At 69.6% G+C, this 16,060-nt stretch carries 12 protein-coding genes and 1 pseudogene; 5 read left to right on the plus strand and 8 right to left on the minus strand.

Annotated elements, in window-relative coordinates; genetic code table 11:
* Nucleotides 1-39 precede the first annotated feature (39 nt).
* From ACZ6QQ_RS15975 to ACZ6QQ_RS15985, 3 genes are all read left to right on the plus strand, one after another.
* Nucleotides 40-1,305: a radical SAM protein gene (locus ACZ6QQ_RS15975; protein ID WP_465876985.1), complete on the plus strand. Its 1,266-nt coding sequence runs from the start codon at nucleotides 40-42 to the stop codon at nucleotides 1,303-1,305.
* Between the two features lie 71 nt (nucleotides 1,306-1,376).
* Complete coding sequence (locus ACZ6QQ_RS15980; RefSeq protein ID WP_465877151.1) at nucleotides 1,377-3,275, plus strand: aminotransferase class I/II-fold pyridoxal phosphate-dependent enzyme; 1,899 nt, start codon at nucleotides 1,377-1,379, stop codon at nucleotides 3,273-3,275.
* 22 nt (nucleotides 3,276-3,297) lie between these two features.
* Entirely contained in the window at nucleotides 3,298-3,936 is a 639-nt protein-coding gene (locus ACZ6QQ_RS15985) for an SIS domain-containing protein (RefSeq protein ID WP_465876986.1), read from the plus strand.
* Here the strand turns inward: ACZ6QQ_RS15985 and ACZ6QQ_RS15990 are convergent.
* From ACZ6QQ_RS15990 to ACZ6QQ_RS16010, 5 genes are all read right to left on the minus strand, one after another.
* A complete protein-coding gene (locus ACZ6QQ_RS15990) occupies nucleotides 3,922-4,830 on the minus strand; it encodes a GHMP family kinase ATP-binding protein (RefSeq protein ID WP_465876987.1) in 909 nt (302 codons plus the stop codon). The genes ACZ6QQ_RS15985 and ACZ6QQ_RS15990 overlap by 15 nt on opposite strands.
* Before the next feature lie 83 nt (nucleotides 4,831-4,913).
* Nucleotides 4,914-6,278, minus strand: coding sequence for an HAD-IIIA family hydrolase (locus tag ACZ6QQ_RS15995; RefSeq protein WP_465876988.1), 1,365 nt, complete (start codon nucleotides 6,276-6,278; stop codon nucleotides 4,914-4,916).
* A complete protein-coding gene (locus ACZ6QQ_RS16000) occupies nucleotides 6,275-7,423 on the minus strand; it encodes a saccharopine dehydrogenase C-terminal domain-containing protein (protein WP_465876989.1) in 1,149 nt (382 codons plus the stop codon). Before ACZ6QQ_RS16000 ends, ACZ6QQ_RS15995 begins: the two co-directional genes overlap by 4 nt.
* Entirely contained in the window at nucleotides 7,416-8,480 is a 1,065-nt protein-coding gene (locus ACZ6QQ_RS16005) for a saccharopine dehydrogenase (protein WP_465876990.1), read from the minus strand. The genes ACZ6QQ_RS16000 and ACZ6QQ_RS16005 overlap by 8 nt, the downstream gene beginning before the upstream one ends.
* Nucleotides 8,481-8,499: 19 nt before the next feature.
* On the minus strand, nucleotides 8,500-9,177 hold the full coding sequence (locus tag ACZ6QQ_RS16010; RefSeq protein ID WP_465876992.1) for a class I SAM-dependent methyltransferase: 678 nt from the start codon (nucleotides 9,175-9,177) through the stop codon (nucleotides 8,500-8,502).
* A 385-nt stretch (nucleotides 9,178-9,562) separates the two neighbouring features.
* Between ACZ6QQ_RS16010 and ACZ6QQ_RS16015 the strand changes: the two are divergent.
* Nucleotides 9,563-9,943: pseudogene (locus ACZ6QQ_RS16015) on the plus strand (thioesterase II family protein); the annotation flags it as partial.
* Nucleotides 9,918-10,328 (plus strand): thioesterase II family protein, encoded by a 411-nt coding sequence (locus ACZ6QQ_RS16020; RefSeq protein WP_465876994.1) that lies wholly within the window; start codon nucleotides 9,918-9,920, stop codon nucleotides 10,326-10,328. The pseudogene ACZ6QQ_RS16015 and the gene ACZ6QQ_RS16020, both read left to right, overlap by 26 nt.
* 559 nt (nucleotides 10,329-10,887) lie before the next feature.
* Here ACZ6QQ_RS16020 and ACZ6QQ_RS16025 read toward each other — a convergent pair.
* From ACZ6QQ_RS16025 to ACZ6QQ_RS16035, 3 genes are all read right to left on the minus strand, one after another.
* The gene (locus ACZ6QQ_RS16025) at nucleotides 10,888-11,601 is read right to left on the minus strand and encodes a thioesterase II family protein (RefSeq protein WP_465876996.1); all 714 of its coding nucleotides are present in this window, start codon (nucleotides 11,599-11,601) and stop codon (nucleotides 10,888-10,890) included.
* A gap of 377 nt (nucleotides 11,602-11,978) precedes the next feature.
* The gene (locus tag ACZ6QQ_RS16030; protein WP_465876997.1) at nucleotides 11,979-15,074 is read right to left on the minus strand and encodes a non-ribosomal peptide synthetase; all 3,096 of its coding nucleotides are present in this window, start codon (nucleotides 15,072-15,074) and stop codon (nucleotides 11,979-11,981) included.
* On the minus strand, nucleotides 15,071-16,036 hold the full coding sequence (locus tag ACZ6QQ_RS16035) for an LLM class flavin-dependent oxidoreductase (RefSeq protein ID WP_465876998.1): 966 nt from the start codon (nucleotides 16,034-16,036) through the stop codon (nucleotides 15,071-15,073). Before ACZ6QQ_RS16035 ends, ACZ6QQ_RS16030 begins: the two co-directional genes overlap by 4 nt.
* Nucleotides 16,037-16,060: the final 24 nt, after the last annotated feature.

Here is a 16,060-nt window from a genome sequence, read left to right on the forward strand (position 1 = left end):
AACGGCTCGGCGCCTGTGCCGATGAAGGGAGTCTCGGCGATGTCTTCCCAGGGTGTTGGTCTGCCCCAGACACGTGAGGACAACCGACAGCTCAACATCTCCGAGTTCGAGCAGGGCGCGGTCACCCTGCGAAGCAGGCCGCGAGTGCTGTTCGTCGAACTGACCGAGAACTGCAACCTTTCCTGCTCGATGTGCCGCTCCGGTGGCGCCTTCGACCGGTCGAAGAACATGGCCCCGGAGATGTTCGCCGCGATTGCGCGGGAGCTGTTTCCGACGGCTGAACTCGTCGACCTGCGCGGTTGGGGGGAGAGCACCATCCTGCGGCGGTTCCCGGAATACGTCGAGAAGACGCTCGACTACGGCTGCCGTCTGCGGCTGGTCACCAACCTGACCGTTCCCAACGAGGCGCTGTGGCGGCGTCTCGTGAGCACCGGATCGCTGATCTCGGTGTCTCTCGACACCACCGACGAGGAACTGCTGCACGAACTGCGGCACGGTGCAAAGCTGCCGGTGATCCTCCGTAACCTGGAGATTCTCGCCGACGAGGCTCGGGCCTCCGGCACCGATCCGGCCAACATCCATCTCAACGTCGTGGTGCAGGCCGCCGCGCTGTCCGGCGTGCACGAGATCGTCCACCTCGCCGCCCGGCTGGGCTTTGGCGTGCACCTCAGCCCGGTCACCCTCGACGGCGCGGATCCGGACAACCTGCGCTACCACTACCCGGCCGTCGCCGAGGCGCTGGCCCGGACCGCCGCCGAGGCCGAAAAACTCGACGTCGAGGTACGGATCGACTCGTCGATCGCCGAGATGTGGGCCGAGCCGCAACACGCCGCCAAGATGTGCACCCATCCGTGGATGTATTGCTACTTCAACCACCGCGGCCAGGTCGGGTTCTGTGACCACCTGATCGGCGAGCACGACCGCGACTATCTGCTCGGCGATCTCACCGTGGGACCGTTCGAGAGTATCTGGAACGGTCCGGCGTACCGGGCGCTGCGCGGTGAGCACCGGGGCTGGACGGATGGCATCAGTGACCGGTTTGCGGCGTGCAACTGGTGCTATCGCAACCGGTACGTCGACTTCGAGGAGGAGACGTATCCGCCGTACGCGCAGCACATTGTGAACCTGAAACCGGGGATGTGCGGGGCCGTGCCCCCTGCCGAGGCGGCGCCGGCACCACGTCGGCTGCTGCCGCTCCTGGGCAGCAGCCCGGATGCGGGGACGGACCAGCGGTGTGCGTCGGCCTCCAGCATCTCCGCTGGGAACAGAGGGTTCCCGGCGTCACAAGGGGAGCGACGATCGTGATTGACAGTCCAGTCGTATGGCCGGCCTGGCCGGAGGTCGACCATTGGACGAGCCAGGCCGTGTCCGTCGCGATGCTCAGCCGACGGCTTGCGGTCAGCGGCAATCGCAGCCCGTGGATCTCGCGTGCGGTGGCGGCTGCCGAGGCGGTCGCCGCACGGGCGGGCCGCCGACACGCCGTGCTGACCACCAACGGCTCCAGCGCGATCGTCGTGGCTCTGCACGCTCTTGGCATCGGCCCGGGTGACACGGTCGCGATGCCGGCCACCACGTGGGTCAGCTGTGCGACCTCGGTCCTGCGGGTGGGCGCCACGCCGGTCTTCTTCGACGCAACGGAGGCATCACCATGCGGGAACGCGGCGGGGCTCTCCGGGCCGCCATCGGCGATCCTGGCGATCCATCTCTACGCCCAGCACTGCCCGATCAACGAACTGCGCCGCCTCTACCCCGGCGTGCCCATCATCGAGGACGCGTCCCACGCCCAGTTTTCCCGATCCGGCGGCCGCGCCGTCGGATCGCTGGGTGATCTGTCGATCATGAGCCTTCAGGCCGGAAAGATCATCACTGCGGGCGAGGGCGGCGCGGTCCTCACCGATGACCCGGACATGGCGGTACGCCTGGAGAGTCTCGTCATGGACTCCCGCAGGAGATCGCGTCAACCGCACGCGTCAGCGGTCAACGAGCTGGAGGCGGCCCTGCTGCTGCACGGCGCGAACCACTCGCCGCCGGAGATCTCGGTTGCCATGCTGCTGGACCAGCTGGACCGGTTCGACGACCAATGCGCGCGACGGTCCCGAAGGGTCAACGACTTCCTCGGCATGCTAGACGAGCGGGGGGTGCGTTACGTGGCCGATCCCGACTCCCTGCGGTCCGGCGCCTTCTACGGCCTTGCGGTTGAGGTTCCCGAGGCGGTGCCGACCGCGGACCAGATGATCGACCAAGTCTGGCAGGAGTGCGGCATGGCGCTCGACCGGGTCTATCCGCCGGTGCCGCAGGGCCCGCTCTACCGTCCAGAGACGATCAAGCAATTCGCGGCCATCGCCGGTACGCCATCGGCCAGCCCCGTGTCGGAGCGCTGGTACCAGCGCTACACGCTCATTCCGCATCATGCCTTCCTCGCCGCCGCGCCCGCGCTGGAGAGCCTGGCCAACGCTCTCCCAGGCCCCCGCTCGCGCGGTCCCCGCCGTCTCCGCCGGCTGGCGGAGCCGCCGTCCCGCCCGGTCATCGACGTCATCACCCTCACGGTGGGCGGCCGTGCCTCGCTCGACGAGGCCATCGTGTCGGTCGCGGCTCAGGACGTCGACGCCGAGGTGCGGCTGACCATCTGGGTCGAGGGCCCCGGAGCGGTCGACCTGCCGCCCGGCAGCGAGTGGGTACAGGTGATCCGGCTGGACCGGGGCGACGCCGGAGGGCTTGACCAGGCCGGCCGCATCGCGACGGCACGGGATTTGGCGGTCCGCAACAGCACCGGGGACTACATCGCCTTCCTCGATGACGACAACGCCTGGGCGCCCGATCACCTGTCCGCGCTGCTGGCGTCGCTCGGTCCCAGCATCTTCGCCGCGCACTCCTGGCGCACCCTCACCAGTGTCGACGGCTCGCCGGTGATCGTGGACCGCTTCCCATGGCTACCACCCGGCGAGGAGAGCCGGCAGCGGTTCGAGGACCTAGCCCGCGCTGGTGTCATGAGCCCAGACGAGGCGGTGGTACGCGACAGCGCCGACGTGACGCTGCCGGACGGCGCGAAGGGCATGGTGGACATGGGGGAGTGGCTCTTCGACCGGCGGCTGCTGGCCCAGCTGTACTTCCACCGACCCCGTACGGTGCAGGAAATCGCCGGCCGTCTCGGTGAGGACGACATCCTGCTGGAGCAGATCGTCCGGCTTGGCATCCCCACCGCCTGCTCGCGGCGCCCGACCCTGCGCTACCGGCTGGGCGGCATGTCGAACCCCGAGTACAGCGTTGCTCCGTAAAGCGGCGGAGCGGCCGGATCAGGTGGACGTGAGGAGCGGCGGGTTCTCGGGTCGCCGGGTCGCCGACGACTATCTGCGGGACGTGCAGGAGGTGCTGTCCCGGATCGACCGCGACGCGCTCGGCGGGTTCCTCGACGTTCTCTGTGAGCGGGTTCTCGGTACCGGATCGATCTTCCTGGCTGGTAACGGTGGCAGCGCTGCGACGGCGTCACACATGGCGCTGGATCTCTCCTCGGCGGCGCTGGCCGTCCGGCGGCCGGCTTCGGTCCGGTCGCTGGGCGACAGCCCGGCCGCCCTGACCGCCATCGCGAACGACATCAGCTATCAGGAGATCTACGGCCGCCAGTTGAGGTGGTACGGACGGCGCGGCGACACCCTGGTGCTGCTCAGCGTCAGTGGTCAGTCGGGCAACCTCATCGCGGCCGCCGAGACGGCTCATGAGCTGGGTATCCACACCATGGCGCTGGTCGGGCAGGCCGGCAAGCTCAGCGACCTGGCCGAGCGCGTGCTGGTGATGAGAAGCTCCGACTACGGGGTCTGCGAGGACATCCACCTCAGCGTGGCGCATATGGCCGTACGTGTCATCCGTGGCGTCCGCAGGCTCGCTGTCGCCGAGCCGGTGGACGCCACGGACGTCACCTCCCTGTCACCGCAGCGGTGACTCGGCCGTGTCGCTCGCGTCGTGGCGCACCACGGTGACACCCTCGTCGGTGAACGAGAACGGCAGGATCGGGTGGCCATGCAGTGCCCGGCTCAGCCGCTCCTCGGCCTCCGGTGGGCACACCAGCAGGAAGTAGCCGCCGCCGCCAGCGCCCAGCAACTTCCCGCCGTACGAGCCCGCGGCCCGGGCGGCCTCGTAGAGGCGGGAGACGGTGCCCTCGGTCTGCGACAGTGCCCGTTTGTGCTGCCAGGAGAGGTCGAGCAGGCGACCGAGCTCGCGGGTGTCGCCAGCGGTGATGACCTGCCGCCCAGGTCCGGTCATCTGCTTGAGAGCGTGGTACCGCGATTCGTTGCTGACCTGCTCCGGCTGCCACCGGCGCAGCACCTCGGCGGCCTTGCGGGTCTGTCCGGTGAAGACGAGCTTGAGATGTGCCGTCAGCTTCTCCCGGGCCTCGGGCGGCACCGGCACCGGTGCGGTACGCACGGAGCCGTCCCGGTCGAACCATATCTCCCGGAATCCGCCCAGGGCCGTGCTGTACTGGTCCTGCTTGCCGATCGGCTGACCGAGCACGTCGATCTCGACTCGGCAAGCCAGTTCGGCCAGCTCGACAGCGTCCGTGGACTGGCCCGACATGGTTTTCAGCGCCTGTAGCAGCCCGACCGTGAACGCACTGGAGGTGCCGAGACCGCAACCGACGAACGGCGTATCGGAGGTGCTGGTGATCTCGATGCCGCCCGGTGGCCGGACCAGTCGGAGGCATTCCCGGGCGAGGTCGTGGGTCATGTCGTCGAGGTCGGTGACGATCTCGGTGGTGGAGTGCCGCACCACGTAACGGCCGTCGTTGCGAGGCCGTACGGCGACGTGGATGTACTTGTCGATCGTAGACGTGAGCACCGCGCCGCCATGCCGCCGGGAGTAGGCGGGCAGATCGGTACCGCCCCCGAAGAAACTGGCCCGCAGGGGTGTCCGCGTGGTGATCATGAGGCGGGCGCCGGCTGCATGCGGTGGTCGCCGGGCGGTGCCGTGCTGCCGACCTCGGCCCGGGTGGCGTCCTCGGCGAGGATCCACCGCACCGCCGCGAGCAGATCTCTGGCAAAGTGATCGGGTGTCACGGTGTGCTTGCCGTCGCGCCCGGCCATCCCGGTGCCGAGCAGGACAGTGCGCAGGCCGCTGGTACGGCCGGTCTGCACGTCCACCGTGGTGTCGCCGACGAAGAAGGACGACCGTCCGTCGACGGAGTACTTGCGCACCGCGGCGTCGACGAGCCCGGTCCCCGGTTTACGGCAGGCGCACGCCCGTTTGAGCTCCGGCCGTTCCCCGGAGAAGCCGGCATCCGGATGATGCGGGCAGAAGTAGAGGTCGTCGAGGTAGACGCCGTGCTCGCCGAGCACGGCCTCGAGGCGGCCGTGGATGTTCTCCAACTCGTTCAAGTCGCACAGGCCACGCGCGACCACAGGCTGGTTGGTCACCACGATCGCGAGGAAGTCGGATTCGTTGAGCAGCCGCAGCGCAGTGATCACCTCGACCGGGATGCTGATCTGTTCCGGCCGGGTGAGCAGTCCGACGTGGTCGTTGATCGTGCCGTCGCGATCCAAGAAGACGGCCTTCTGGCTGTGCGAGAGGTTGCGCCGGCGCACGGTTCCGGAGGCGACGGCGCGCCGTACGGCCGCGAGGCGGTGGGGCGTACCCATGTCCTTCACGTATTCCGACGAGCGGTAGCCGCGCACCTGCCGGGCGCGGATTGCGTCACTGAGCAGATCCCGTTCCAGGTCCTGCGGGGCATCGCCGCGCAGGCGACGCAGCACGACGCGTTCGAGAACCATGACGCCGGCGTTGGTGAGATTGCGGTGCCATCGGTCTCGCGGGGTGTTCTTCGGCAGCAGGCCGGTGACGACCTGGTCGTGGTCGAGGACGACGACGTCGCTGTCGGCGGGGTGGTCGTTCGGGTGCACGAGGACCGTGGCCTCGGCGTCCGCCTGCGCATGAAATTCGAGCATCCGCGCGAAATCGACGTCGGTCAGCACATCGCCGTAGAGCAGCAGGAACCGTTCCGGCAACCGGTCGTGCAGCCGGGGCAGGGCACCCGCGGTGCCGAGCGGCTCCGTCTCCTCGAAGTAGCCGATCCGGACGCCGAAGCGGGCGCCATCGCCGAAATGGAGTTTGACAGCCTCCGAGCGGTGCCCCACCACCAGCAGCACATCGGTCACTCCGTAGCGGCGGAGATTGTCGATCTGGTGCTCGATCACCGGTTTGCCGGCCACGTCGATCATCGGCTTGGGTATCTCGGCGGTCAGCGGCAGCAGTCGCTCCCCGCGCCCACCGGCGAGGATCAGCGCCGTCACCAACGGGTCTCCCAGCGCACGCCCTGGTCGTTGAGGTAGCGGTACCATCGCTGGATCGCCGCCGCGTCGGACACCGTGCGGTGCAGTCCAGGTCCCAGACCGCCGGCCAGGACGTCCGCGATTCCGCAGGCGAGGCCGGTGGAGACCAGGAAGGTGGTCGCGGTCTCCCGTTCGGTGCCCGTCACGTCCAGCGAGCACTCGCCGGCCCAGGTGGTGCCGTCCTCGGCCCGGGCCCGCAGCGTCACAGACATCACCACTCGGTCGCGGTCCTCGGCGGTGGTCGGGTAGCGGGCGGCGAGTTCGGCGGCGAGTTCGGTGATCCGGCGATCGTCGGCGTCGGGCAGCTCGGCGAAGATCGGTTTCCACGCCTCGTGCCAGCCGTCCAGGCGCATGGTGCCGCGGATGAACAGCGACGGCGTCCAGTGGGCGGGAAACTCGTACATGTCGACGAACGGCAGACTGTCCCGGTTGGGGTAGACCTCGAAGCGTTCGCCGCCGACGTAGTGCTCGCGTAGCGCCTCCCACGGGCGCGGGCTGTGCGAAACCGTGCCGTCGGAGATGTAGCGGGCCGAGGTTAGCAGTGCCGTGAGCACACCGCGCGGCGCCCAGGCGAAGCGGTAGCGGAAGTCGTTCGGCTCGGCCGGATTGCTCCCGCAGTAGGACAGAAAGTCCACCGAGACGGATCCATGGCCGTCGGTGGCGGCGCGGGCGCGGGCCACCAGGTCGTGGGCGAAGAGGTGGTCGATGCCGGGGTCGAGCCCGGCGTCGGTGAGCACGATCAGGCCCGCGGCGGCGGCTCGCGGCGCCCGCTTCGCGATCGCGTCGGAGAGATAGCTCGAGCAGGCGAAGTGCGCGTCGCGCCGCAGGCACAGCTCTAGCAGGCCGGGATGCTCGGTGGCCGGCAGCATCGACACCACGAGGTCGCCGGGCTTCAGATCGTCCTGCAGCCCCTCGGGGCTGAACGCGCGGGCGGTGGCCCGGCCAGTTAGGCCCACCCGGTCCAGGCAGCTCTCGGCCTTCTCCCGGGTGCGGCCCCAGACGATGGTCTCCGTGGCCGTTTGAGCGACGAGGCGCAGGCCGCTTCCCGTGGAGAGTCCGGTTCCGGCCCAGTGAACGCGGCCGGTCGGCGCGATGAGTTCAGACATGGGTCCCCTCGACGGTGTGTTCGCGCTGGTCGCGCACGGACTCGAACATCTGCCGGCAGCGTTGCCACACCGGTGCGTCGTCGCCGAGGAGCGTCAGGTGGGGAAGCAGGTCGGCGGAAAAGGCGGTGCTGGCCTCCTGCGGTAGCAGCGAGGGCAGGTTGTCGATGGCGATCAGGTCCAGCAGCGGTTGTCCGTGCAGCCGTCGGGTTGGCCCCTCCCAGGTGGTGGGCCGGTCGTAGATCGGCAGCCGGTTGCAGTCGGAGGTGAAATCGCAGGTGACGTCCGACACCACCGAGAGCCTGCGGTGCGGGTGGACCAGGTCGGCGGTGGTAAGGAACGGGATGCCGGGCGCCGTGCTCAACACTGTGTTGATCATCAGATCGTGGGCGGTCAGCAGGGCGGTCCGGTCGAGCACGCGGGTTTCGTCGATGTCCCACGCAGTAACGGTGGCTCCAGCGACCGCGAGCGCGTCGCGGGCACCGGTTCCGCTGCTCCCCAGCGCCCCGATCACCACTGCGGCTGGACCCGGATCGGGCGCCTGGCGCAGAGCCGCATCCAGCTCCGCACGGGTCATCGCGTGCAGCGGGGCGGTGAGCTGTCCGCGGTGATGCAGCACAGCCAGGGCCGCGCCGACGTATCCGGCCCAGTAACCGAAGGCGGCGACTCGCCGGCCGGTCTCGTCGACGAGGTATTCCAGGTCGAGTAGGGTGCCGCCGCCGGCTGCGAGCCGGTCGAGGAGCTCGCGGCCGCCGGTCTGGCCCTTGTAGGCATGGCCGAAGAACACGTGCCGCCGGCTCAGCGCGGCCGGTTCGGCGGCCGGTCCCTTGACGCCGATGATCACGGCGTCGGCCGGGGCCTCGGGCCAGGTGCCGGCGCCGGTGATCTGGCAGCCTGCCGCGGCATACTCTTCGATCGGAAAGGCACGTTGTGTGGACTGTTCGACGGTCACGGTGTGACCGTCGCGGAGCAGGGCCGCCGCACCGTCTGGGGTGATTGGCACGCGTTGCTCGGTCGGGCTGCTCTCGTGGCGTATCCACCAGTGCACTGCCGGGCTCATGGCTTGCCTCCTCGGCCGGTCAGCCGTGTACGTGTGCCTGGATGACCGCGCGGACCCGGACGCCCGACTGCGGTCGCTGGTAGCTGAAGTGGTCGACGGTGATGTCGGTGAAACCGATCGCCGCGGCCTCGTCGTGCAGGTAGTCGGCGGACAGCCAATGAAATCCGCTGACGCCGGGGGCCGGCTGGGCAGCGGACCCGTCGTTCGGCGTGTCGTTCGAGATCACTAGGATCGCCATGCGTGACGGGCTGCTGGTGTCCAGCCAGGACCGGATCCGGTTCAGGGTCGGCTGCAGTCCGTGCGCCGCGGTGTAGAGGTGGCCGGCCAGGCCATCCATGTAGATGACCGGCCATCGGCCGGCCGGCGACCACTCGCCGATGTCCGCGCACTCGGCCTCCACCGACTTAGCGCGGGCGAGCGCGACGGCTTCTGGCAGGGCGTCGACCGCGAGGACCCGGAATCCCTTGCGCGCGATGTCCGCCTCGACCATCGCGTTGCCGCAGCCCAGGCTGAGCATGCCGTCGCCCTCGGTGCGGTGCAGAGCGGCGATCAGCCGGTCGTTGATCCAGACGCGGTACTCCGGCGAGTACGTGCTCGGTGTGACCGAGTCCCCGCGGGCCTCCCCGGCCTCCCACACCTCGAAGAGGGTGCGCTTTCCGTCGTCCTGGGACAGGTAGAACCCTGTGAGGTCGTCCAACTGCTTCCTCGCATTCATATTCCCGCTCCAGTAGCTGTCGGGGCGACATCGCGGAGAAGCCGCGCAGGCCCGGGCACCTCATTTCGGGCATGGCTACGCCACGAGTGCGGAGGCGGTGGATTGTTCGGCGTCGTGCCCGAATTTCTGGCAGGCCGAGAAGGTGTGCTGCACAAGGGTTCGTGTTGGCAGTCAGTAAAACACGCACCTCAGAACCCGGCAACGCCCTCCGCCGCGAGGCGATCGAAGTATCCGCAGCTCAGAGCCGATGCCCGCGGATTCGTCACGCAAACTTGGGACATGTGAGTGGCGCCATTCGCCGCCAAGAATCGGCCGGACGACAAAAATGTGGACCGAGTTCGAATGCCAAGGGCGGTGAATAACGCGGATGCGCCTTGATACACGTGCGCCTGCAGCGAAGCGGCTGCGCCGTGTCGGCCAGGAGCGGGGGCGAGGTCCGGGACTCGTCTGTTTTCCGTACGTGGGCGGGGCGGCGAGCGTCTTCCGCAGACTATCCGGGCTGATCCGCGGCGAGCTCGACCCGGTGGTCGTGCAGTATCCCGGCCGGCAGGACCGGCTGCGCGAGTCGCCCCGCACCGACGTGCACGTCCTAGCCGACGAGATCACCGAGGTGCTGCTGAGGGGGCCCGCGGTCGAGCGGACGTTCCTGTTCGGACACAGCATGGGCGCCAGCCTCGCCTTCGAAGTGGCGCGGCGCCTGGAGGCCGCCGGCATAGGCCCGCGTGCGATGGTCGTCTCCGGTAGCCGGGCCCCTAGCCGTTTTGCGGGACTCCCGAGTCCACGAAAACTCGGACGAGGACCTGATCGCGTATATCCAACGTCTCGGTGGTGGCGATCCGCGGATGTGGGCGGAGGCCGACGTGGTGCGGACCATGCTGCCCACGGTCCGCGCCGACCTGACCGCGGCCGAGTGCTACCGCCCCGTGCCGGAGGCTCTGGTGTCGTGCCCGGTCACCGTCTTCGCCGGATCAGCTGACACCGAGGGCACCGCCCAGGAGGCCCGGGCCTGGGTTGAGCACACAACCGCCCGATGCGAGGTTCGGCTCTTCCCAGGCGGCCATTTCTATCTCAACGACCAGCTTCCGGCCGTGGCGAGAGCGCTTGTCACGGCCCTGTCGGCGTGCACCTCGTGACCAGGGGACCTGGGTGAGTGTGGACCAGTAGCCGTAGCCGTGATCGGAGGCAGCGCCCGCCTTCCCACTGCCGCCGATGCCCGACGAGTAATGGCGGAATCTGCGTCGCGGCCGGGAGTGCGTGACGTCCCTCGCCAAGGGAGGGACTGCTGGCCGATGGTGCCACACCGGCGCGGATCGTGTCGGAGCTGGTGGCCCTGTGGCAGTCCGTCGCTCAGATGGAGACCACGAGCACGCCGCTGGCCGCGGTGCTCGACGTGAGCGGCGCTTGCTCGGGCATCGCCGCCGTCGACGAGGACGGAAACGGGGCTTTTGGTCGCCGGCGCCTCCTCGTACCCGTTGCTGCGGATGCAACTGGAGCTGCGGGAGACGTGGGACGCCGGGCTGGATCTGGCCGAGTTGTTCGAGTTCCAGACGCCGCGAGGTCTGGCGTCCCGACTGGCCGGCGGCCGGGCACCCGAGCCGGTGGCGGCGGTGCCGGCCAGTCGCCAGCGGCCCGGGGACGTGCGGAACGGCGCCGGCCGGCCCGGCACGCGGCGGTGCAGGGTTGCCCGGCCGGTCAACCGAGCCAGTCGGCGAGGTGCGCGAGCACCTCCGCCTGACCGGGTACGAGGAAGAAATGGTCGCCGGCGAAGAGGTACGTCGCGAATCCGCCCGTGGTCCACTTCGACCAGCTCTGGATGCCGGATTCCGTGCAGGTCGCGTCGTCCACGCCGGACAGCGCGTGGATCGGCGTCCGGACCGGGGTGATCTGCTGAGGTCGGTAGCCGTCGATGATCCGGTAATCGGCGCGCAGGGCCGGCAGCATGAGTTCCCGCACCGCCGGGTCGTTGAGTAGCCGGTGGTCGTCGGCGTCGACCGCGGCCACCTCGGCGATCAGCTCCCGGTCGGTGCGCTGTGGCCGTGGATCGCCCGGCGGCACGTCGGGGGCGCTACAGCCGGACAGGAACAGTCGCGTCACCTCGCCGCCGGCTGCCTCCAGCCGCCGTGCCACCTCCACGGCGACACAGGCCCCCATGCTGTGGCCGAACAGGGCCAGCGGCCGGTCGCGCAGGACTTGCAGGGGCGCGGCGATCTCGTCGGCCATCTTCGCCATGTCGGTGGGGCAGGGATCGGTCAGGCGGTTCTGGCGTCCCGGGTACTGGACGCTGATCAGCTCCACCCCATGCGGAAGGCCGGTGTGCCAGGGCCGGAAGAACGACGCCGACCCACCGGCGTGCGGCATGCAGACCAGGCTCAGCCGGGGCGCCTCGACGCGGGTGAAGGTACGCAACCAAGGGGAGCGGTCGGGCGTCATCGCGGCCCGGTTCCGGTGAGTGCGGTGGTGGCGTGCGGACACACAAGTGATCGACTTCTTTCCTCAGTGGTCGGTTGCCTGAGATCCGTCGAAACGGGTTAGCGGTTGTCTGGTATGCGCGCCACTCAGGTGGGTAACCAAAGGACGCTGCTTCGAGGCGCACACTTCCGTAGGCTGTGGTGCGTGGGATGTGTAGATGGACATAGACCGCCCGTGTTGCGACGTCGCCGGCGACGATGAGCCAGTCACTGTCCGTCTCCGGTCGCAGGCGATCGACGGTGCGCCGGTTCTCTCCGATAGGTCGGGTGGAAATCGCTGACGGCCCGGAGGGTGCCGGTCACCCGGGCTCGCCGTCACGCCGTGTTGGCGGAGGCGACGGCCTCCGCGAGCTTTGCCGGGGTGGGGGCCGCGTAGACGGTCATCAGGCTCAGCGGGGTGCTGGTGAGCCGCCGGGCGGCGATTACAAGCCGCACTGCGAGCAGTGAGTTGCCGCCGGAGAGGAAGAAGTTGGTGTCGGCCTCGGCGGCGCCCAGCAGCTTCCGCCATAGGGCGATGAACTGGTCGGTGAGCCCGCCGTGGCGGGCGTGTTCGCTGTCGCGGCTTGCGGCCTGCGGTCCGCCCGGGTCCGGCCAGGAGGCCACCACCGCGTGGTCCACCTTGCTGTTCGGTGTGGTCGGCAGGGCAGCGACGAAGCCGATCTGGGTGGGGATGCAGTGCCGGGGCAGGCGTTCGGTCAGATGCTCCCACAACTGTTCGACGGTGGGCGGTTCGCCGTCGGCGACGACGAAGGCAACGAGGTACGGGTCCCCGTGATCCGGCAGGCGCAGGGCGGCCGCACCTGACTGGACCGACGGGTGTTCCAGCAGCGCGTCCTCCACCTCGCCGAGCTCGACCCGGTGCCCGAGGATCTTGATCTGGCGGTCGGCGCGGCCGGACAGTTCAATGCAGCCGTCGCCACGCCACGTCGCCGTGTCGCCGGTGCGGTAGAACCGGCCGAGCTCGGGGTGCGTGCCGAAGCGGGACGCGGTCAGGTCGGGTCGCTGCCAGTAACCGATGGCCACGCCAGCGCCGCCGATGCAGAGTTCGCCGGAGACGTACGGCGGCAGCGGCACGTCCTGTTCGTCGAGGACCTGCACGACGGTGTTGGCCACCGGCCGGCCGATCGTGACCGGCCCGTCCACGGGGCCGCTGATCTCGGCGCTGGTCGACCAGATGGTGGTCTCGGTCGGGCCGTAGACGTTCAGGAGCCGCGCGCAGCTGGCCACCAGCTCGGCGCGCAACGCCGACGGCATCGGCTCGCCGCCGCACAGTACCTGCCGGCCGGTGAGCCGGCCGCGGGCGTGCGGAGCGATGAGGCGCCACGTCGTCGGCGTCGCCTGAACCACGGTGATGTCGCACGCGTCGATGGCCTGCAGCATCTGCTCCGGGTCAACCCGCGCCTCGTCGGGCAGGCACACCACCCGTCCGCCGGCGTTGAGCGGCAGGAACAGCTCCAGGGCGGAAATGTCGAAGGCGAAGGTCGTGAGCCAGGCCATCGTCGTCGTGGGGCCGGCGCCGAGTTCGCGGTGGAAGTGGCCAATGATGTTGGCCAGGTTGCCGTGGGTGATCTGCACACCCTTGGGTCGCCCAGTCGATCCCGAGGTGTAGATCAGGTAGGCAAGGGAGTCCGGCTCCGGCGGCGACCAGGTGAGGTCGGCGGCCGGCAGCCGTTCCGGGTGCGGCGGGACGACCGTGGTGATGCCGTCGGCGAGGCCTGCGGGCAGGGTGGCGTCGTCGACCAGAGCCTCGACGCCGAGCTCGTCGAGCTGCATGCGGAGCCGGTGGGCCGGGAAGGTGGGGTCGAGCGGCAGGTAGGCGGCGCCGGCGGCCCAGATGCCCAGGGCCGCGGCTGCGGTACGGGCGTCGCGGCGCCCGGCGAGCGGGACGACTGATCCGGGGCCGGCGCCGGTCGCGACGAGGGCGGCCCGGACCGCCTCGGCGGCGGTCAGCAGCTGGCAATACGTGACGGTGGTGCCGTCGTCGCCGGTCATCGCGACCGTGTCCGGATGCCGTGTCGCGTGGCGCACCACGCTCTCCAGCACGGTCGGGCTCGGACCGTTTCCGACGGCGGTGGCGTTGGCCGCGGTGATCACCGCCCGGTCGGCGGCGGTGCGGATGTCGAACCGGCTGACCGTCTGATGGGGGTCGGCGGCGGCGGTGACCAGGACGAGTTCGAGGCGGTCGAGAAAGGCGGCAGCGAACGTCGGGTCGTGGGCCTCGGTGCTGAACTCGAGTTTCGCCAGCAGATCGGTGCCGTGGCGTTCGATGATCAACTCCAGGTCGAACTGGCTGTAGCCGGTGTGGATCTCCTCGATCGTGCTGTCACCGGCGTCGAACGCGACGCTCTCGGTCAGCCGGAAGTTGAACAGGTGCCGGAACAGGCGGCTGCGCCAGGCGGTCGGGTCGCTTTCCGCGACAATGTCCTGCTCCTGCAGGAGCCGTTCGAATGGCACGGTCACGTGTGACAGCGCTTCGAGGGTCAGCTGCCGGGTCGCGGCGACGAGTTCGGCGTAGGTGGTGGCCGAGTCGGTGCGGACACGGGCCGGGACGGTGGTGACCCGGTTGCAGACGGCTCGCCGGTCCTCGGTGGCCCGGTTGCTCAGGATCACGCCGACGGTCAGGTCGGTGGCGGCGCCGTGCCGCATCAGTGTGGCGTAGTAGGCGCTGAGCAGCACGATGTGGTCGGTGGCGCGCAGCCGGCGGCGTAGTTCCCGGACCGCGTCGCGGGCCTCTTGGGACAGCCAGCGTTGCAGGCGGCCGGACGTCAGGGCAGCGTGGGCGGCCAGATGGCGGGTGGCGTGCATGGCCGCCCGTGACGGGGTGTATCCGGCGAGGTGCTCGCGCCAGTACTGCACCGATTCCGGCTGGATCTCGGCGCGGGGAGCCGGGTGCGGGGCGGGTGGCAGGTCCGGGCCGTCGCCGGTGGCCGCGAAGCTCGCGCAGGCATACAGCAGCTCCTCGGCCAGCACGCGCAGGGCGCTGCCGTCGGCGATCAGGTGGTGCACCACCAGGCAGATCATGGTGGTGTTGCCGGTGGGGAACACGCCGACCCGGAGCAGGGGCCCGGCGCCGAGCTGGAACGGGGCGGCGGCGAAGGTGCGCAGCCGTTGCTCGGAGGGTTTCCCGGCGGAGGCCGGCGCGACGAGCACCGGTGGGCTGAGTGTGCCGGCCGGCGCCTGCTTTCGTGTCGCGGCCTCGCCGTGCATCGAAAAGGTGACGCGTAGTTCGGTGTGCCGGTCGACGAGCCATCGGGCCGCCCGGTGCGCCGCGTCCGCCGGGATCGGGTAGCCGACATCTAGCGACAGGGCGAGGTTGGACAGGCCCTTGTCCGGGGCCATCTCGTGCATCAGCCACAGCGCCTGCTCCGCCGGGTGCAGCGCCGTCCGATCGCCGGTGGGCGGGATGTTCACGCTGCCTTCTCCAGCCAGGTGATCTTCTCCGCGCGGCGGACGGCCTCCATCGCGTACGCGGGGTCGCTCTCAGTCCGCGGCGCCGCCAGGATGGGCGTTTTCACGTTCGCCCGCAAATACCGGGCGGGTCTTTCGGCTACTTCGTCATGTCTGCCGGCGAGATAGGGGCAGTATTCCCGGGATACCCGGAGCGGATAGATCCAGTAGACGCCGGCCCAATGGGGTTCCCTGCCGGAACGGGCGAAGATGTCGTGATGCGATGGGGCGACGGAATCTGGCGCCTGGGCCCTGTGGAACTGCTCGACTATCCCGTTGAACTCATTACGCGGAAAGCGTTCGTGCGCGGCCCGCCAGGCGGCGGCGGAGTCGTCGCGGGCGACGATGCCGATGCGGATCCCGTGGCTCCCGAGGTGTGCTGGGCCGGTGTTTTGCTCGTCGGAATGCTGGAAATAGAGCAGGTGGGTGGCGTCGAGCGTGCGTGCCGTCGCCGCGGCGGCCACGGGGGTGCCGGCGGCGAGTTGGTACTGCGGGCCCTGGTGGGTCAGCGGCGTGCCGTCCCGCAGCAGGCGCAGCAGCAACTGGGCGTATTCTGTCAACCGCTGGTAGCGGTCGTCGTCCGGCAGCTCGCCGGCGAGGGCGCGCAGGTGCGGGCGGTGGTCGCCGGTGACCGGGTTGAGGTCGACGCGCCGGTGGTACAGCGAGGCGAGGGCGCTCACCATCCGGGCTGCCGTGTAGCGGTGCATGTAGAGCGGCTGGACGGCGACCAGGGGAGTCATTCCGGGGGACCGCTCCAGCAAGAACTGGGCGCCGGCCCACGGGTCGATGGCGTTGTTGTCGGTGAATACCAGCAGGCCGGTGAGACCGGCCGACTCGGACCACCCGGCTGCCTTGACGATGGACTTCGCTAAGGTGTCATCGATATCGGTGTGACCCATCGGAGAGGTGTCGTACACGTCCAACATGTGCTGTGTCTCTCCATCCATGGT

The organism is Micromonospora sp. NPDC049529 (assembly GCF_055586685.1).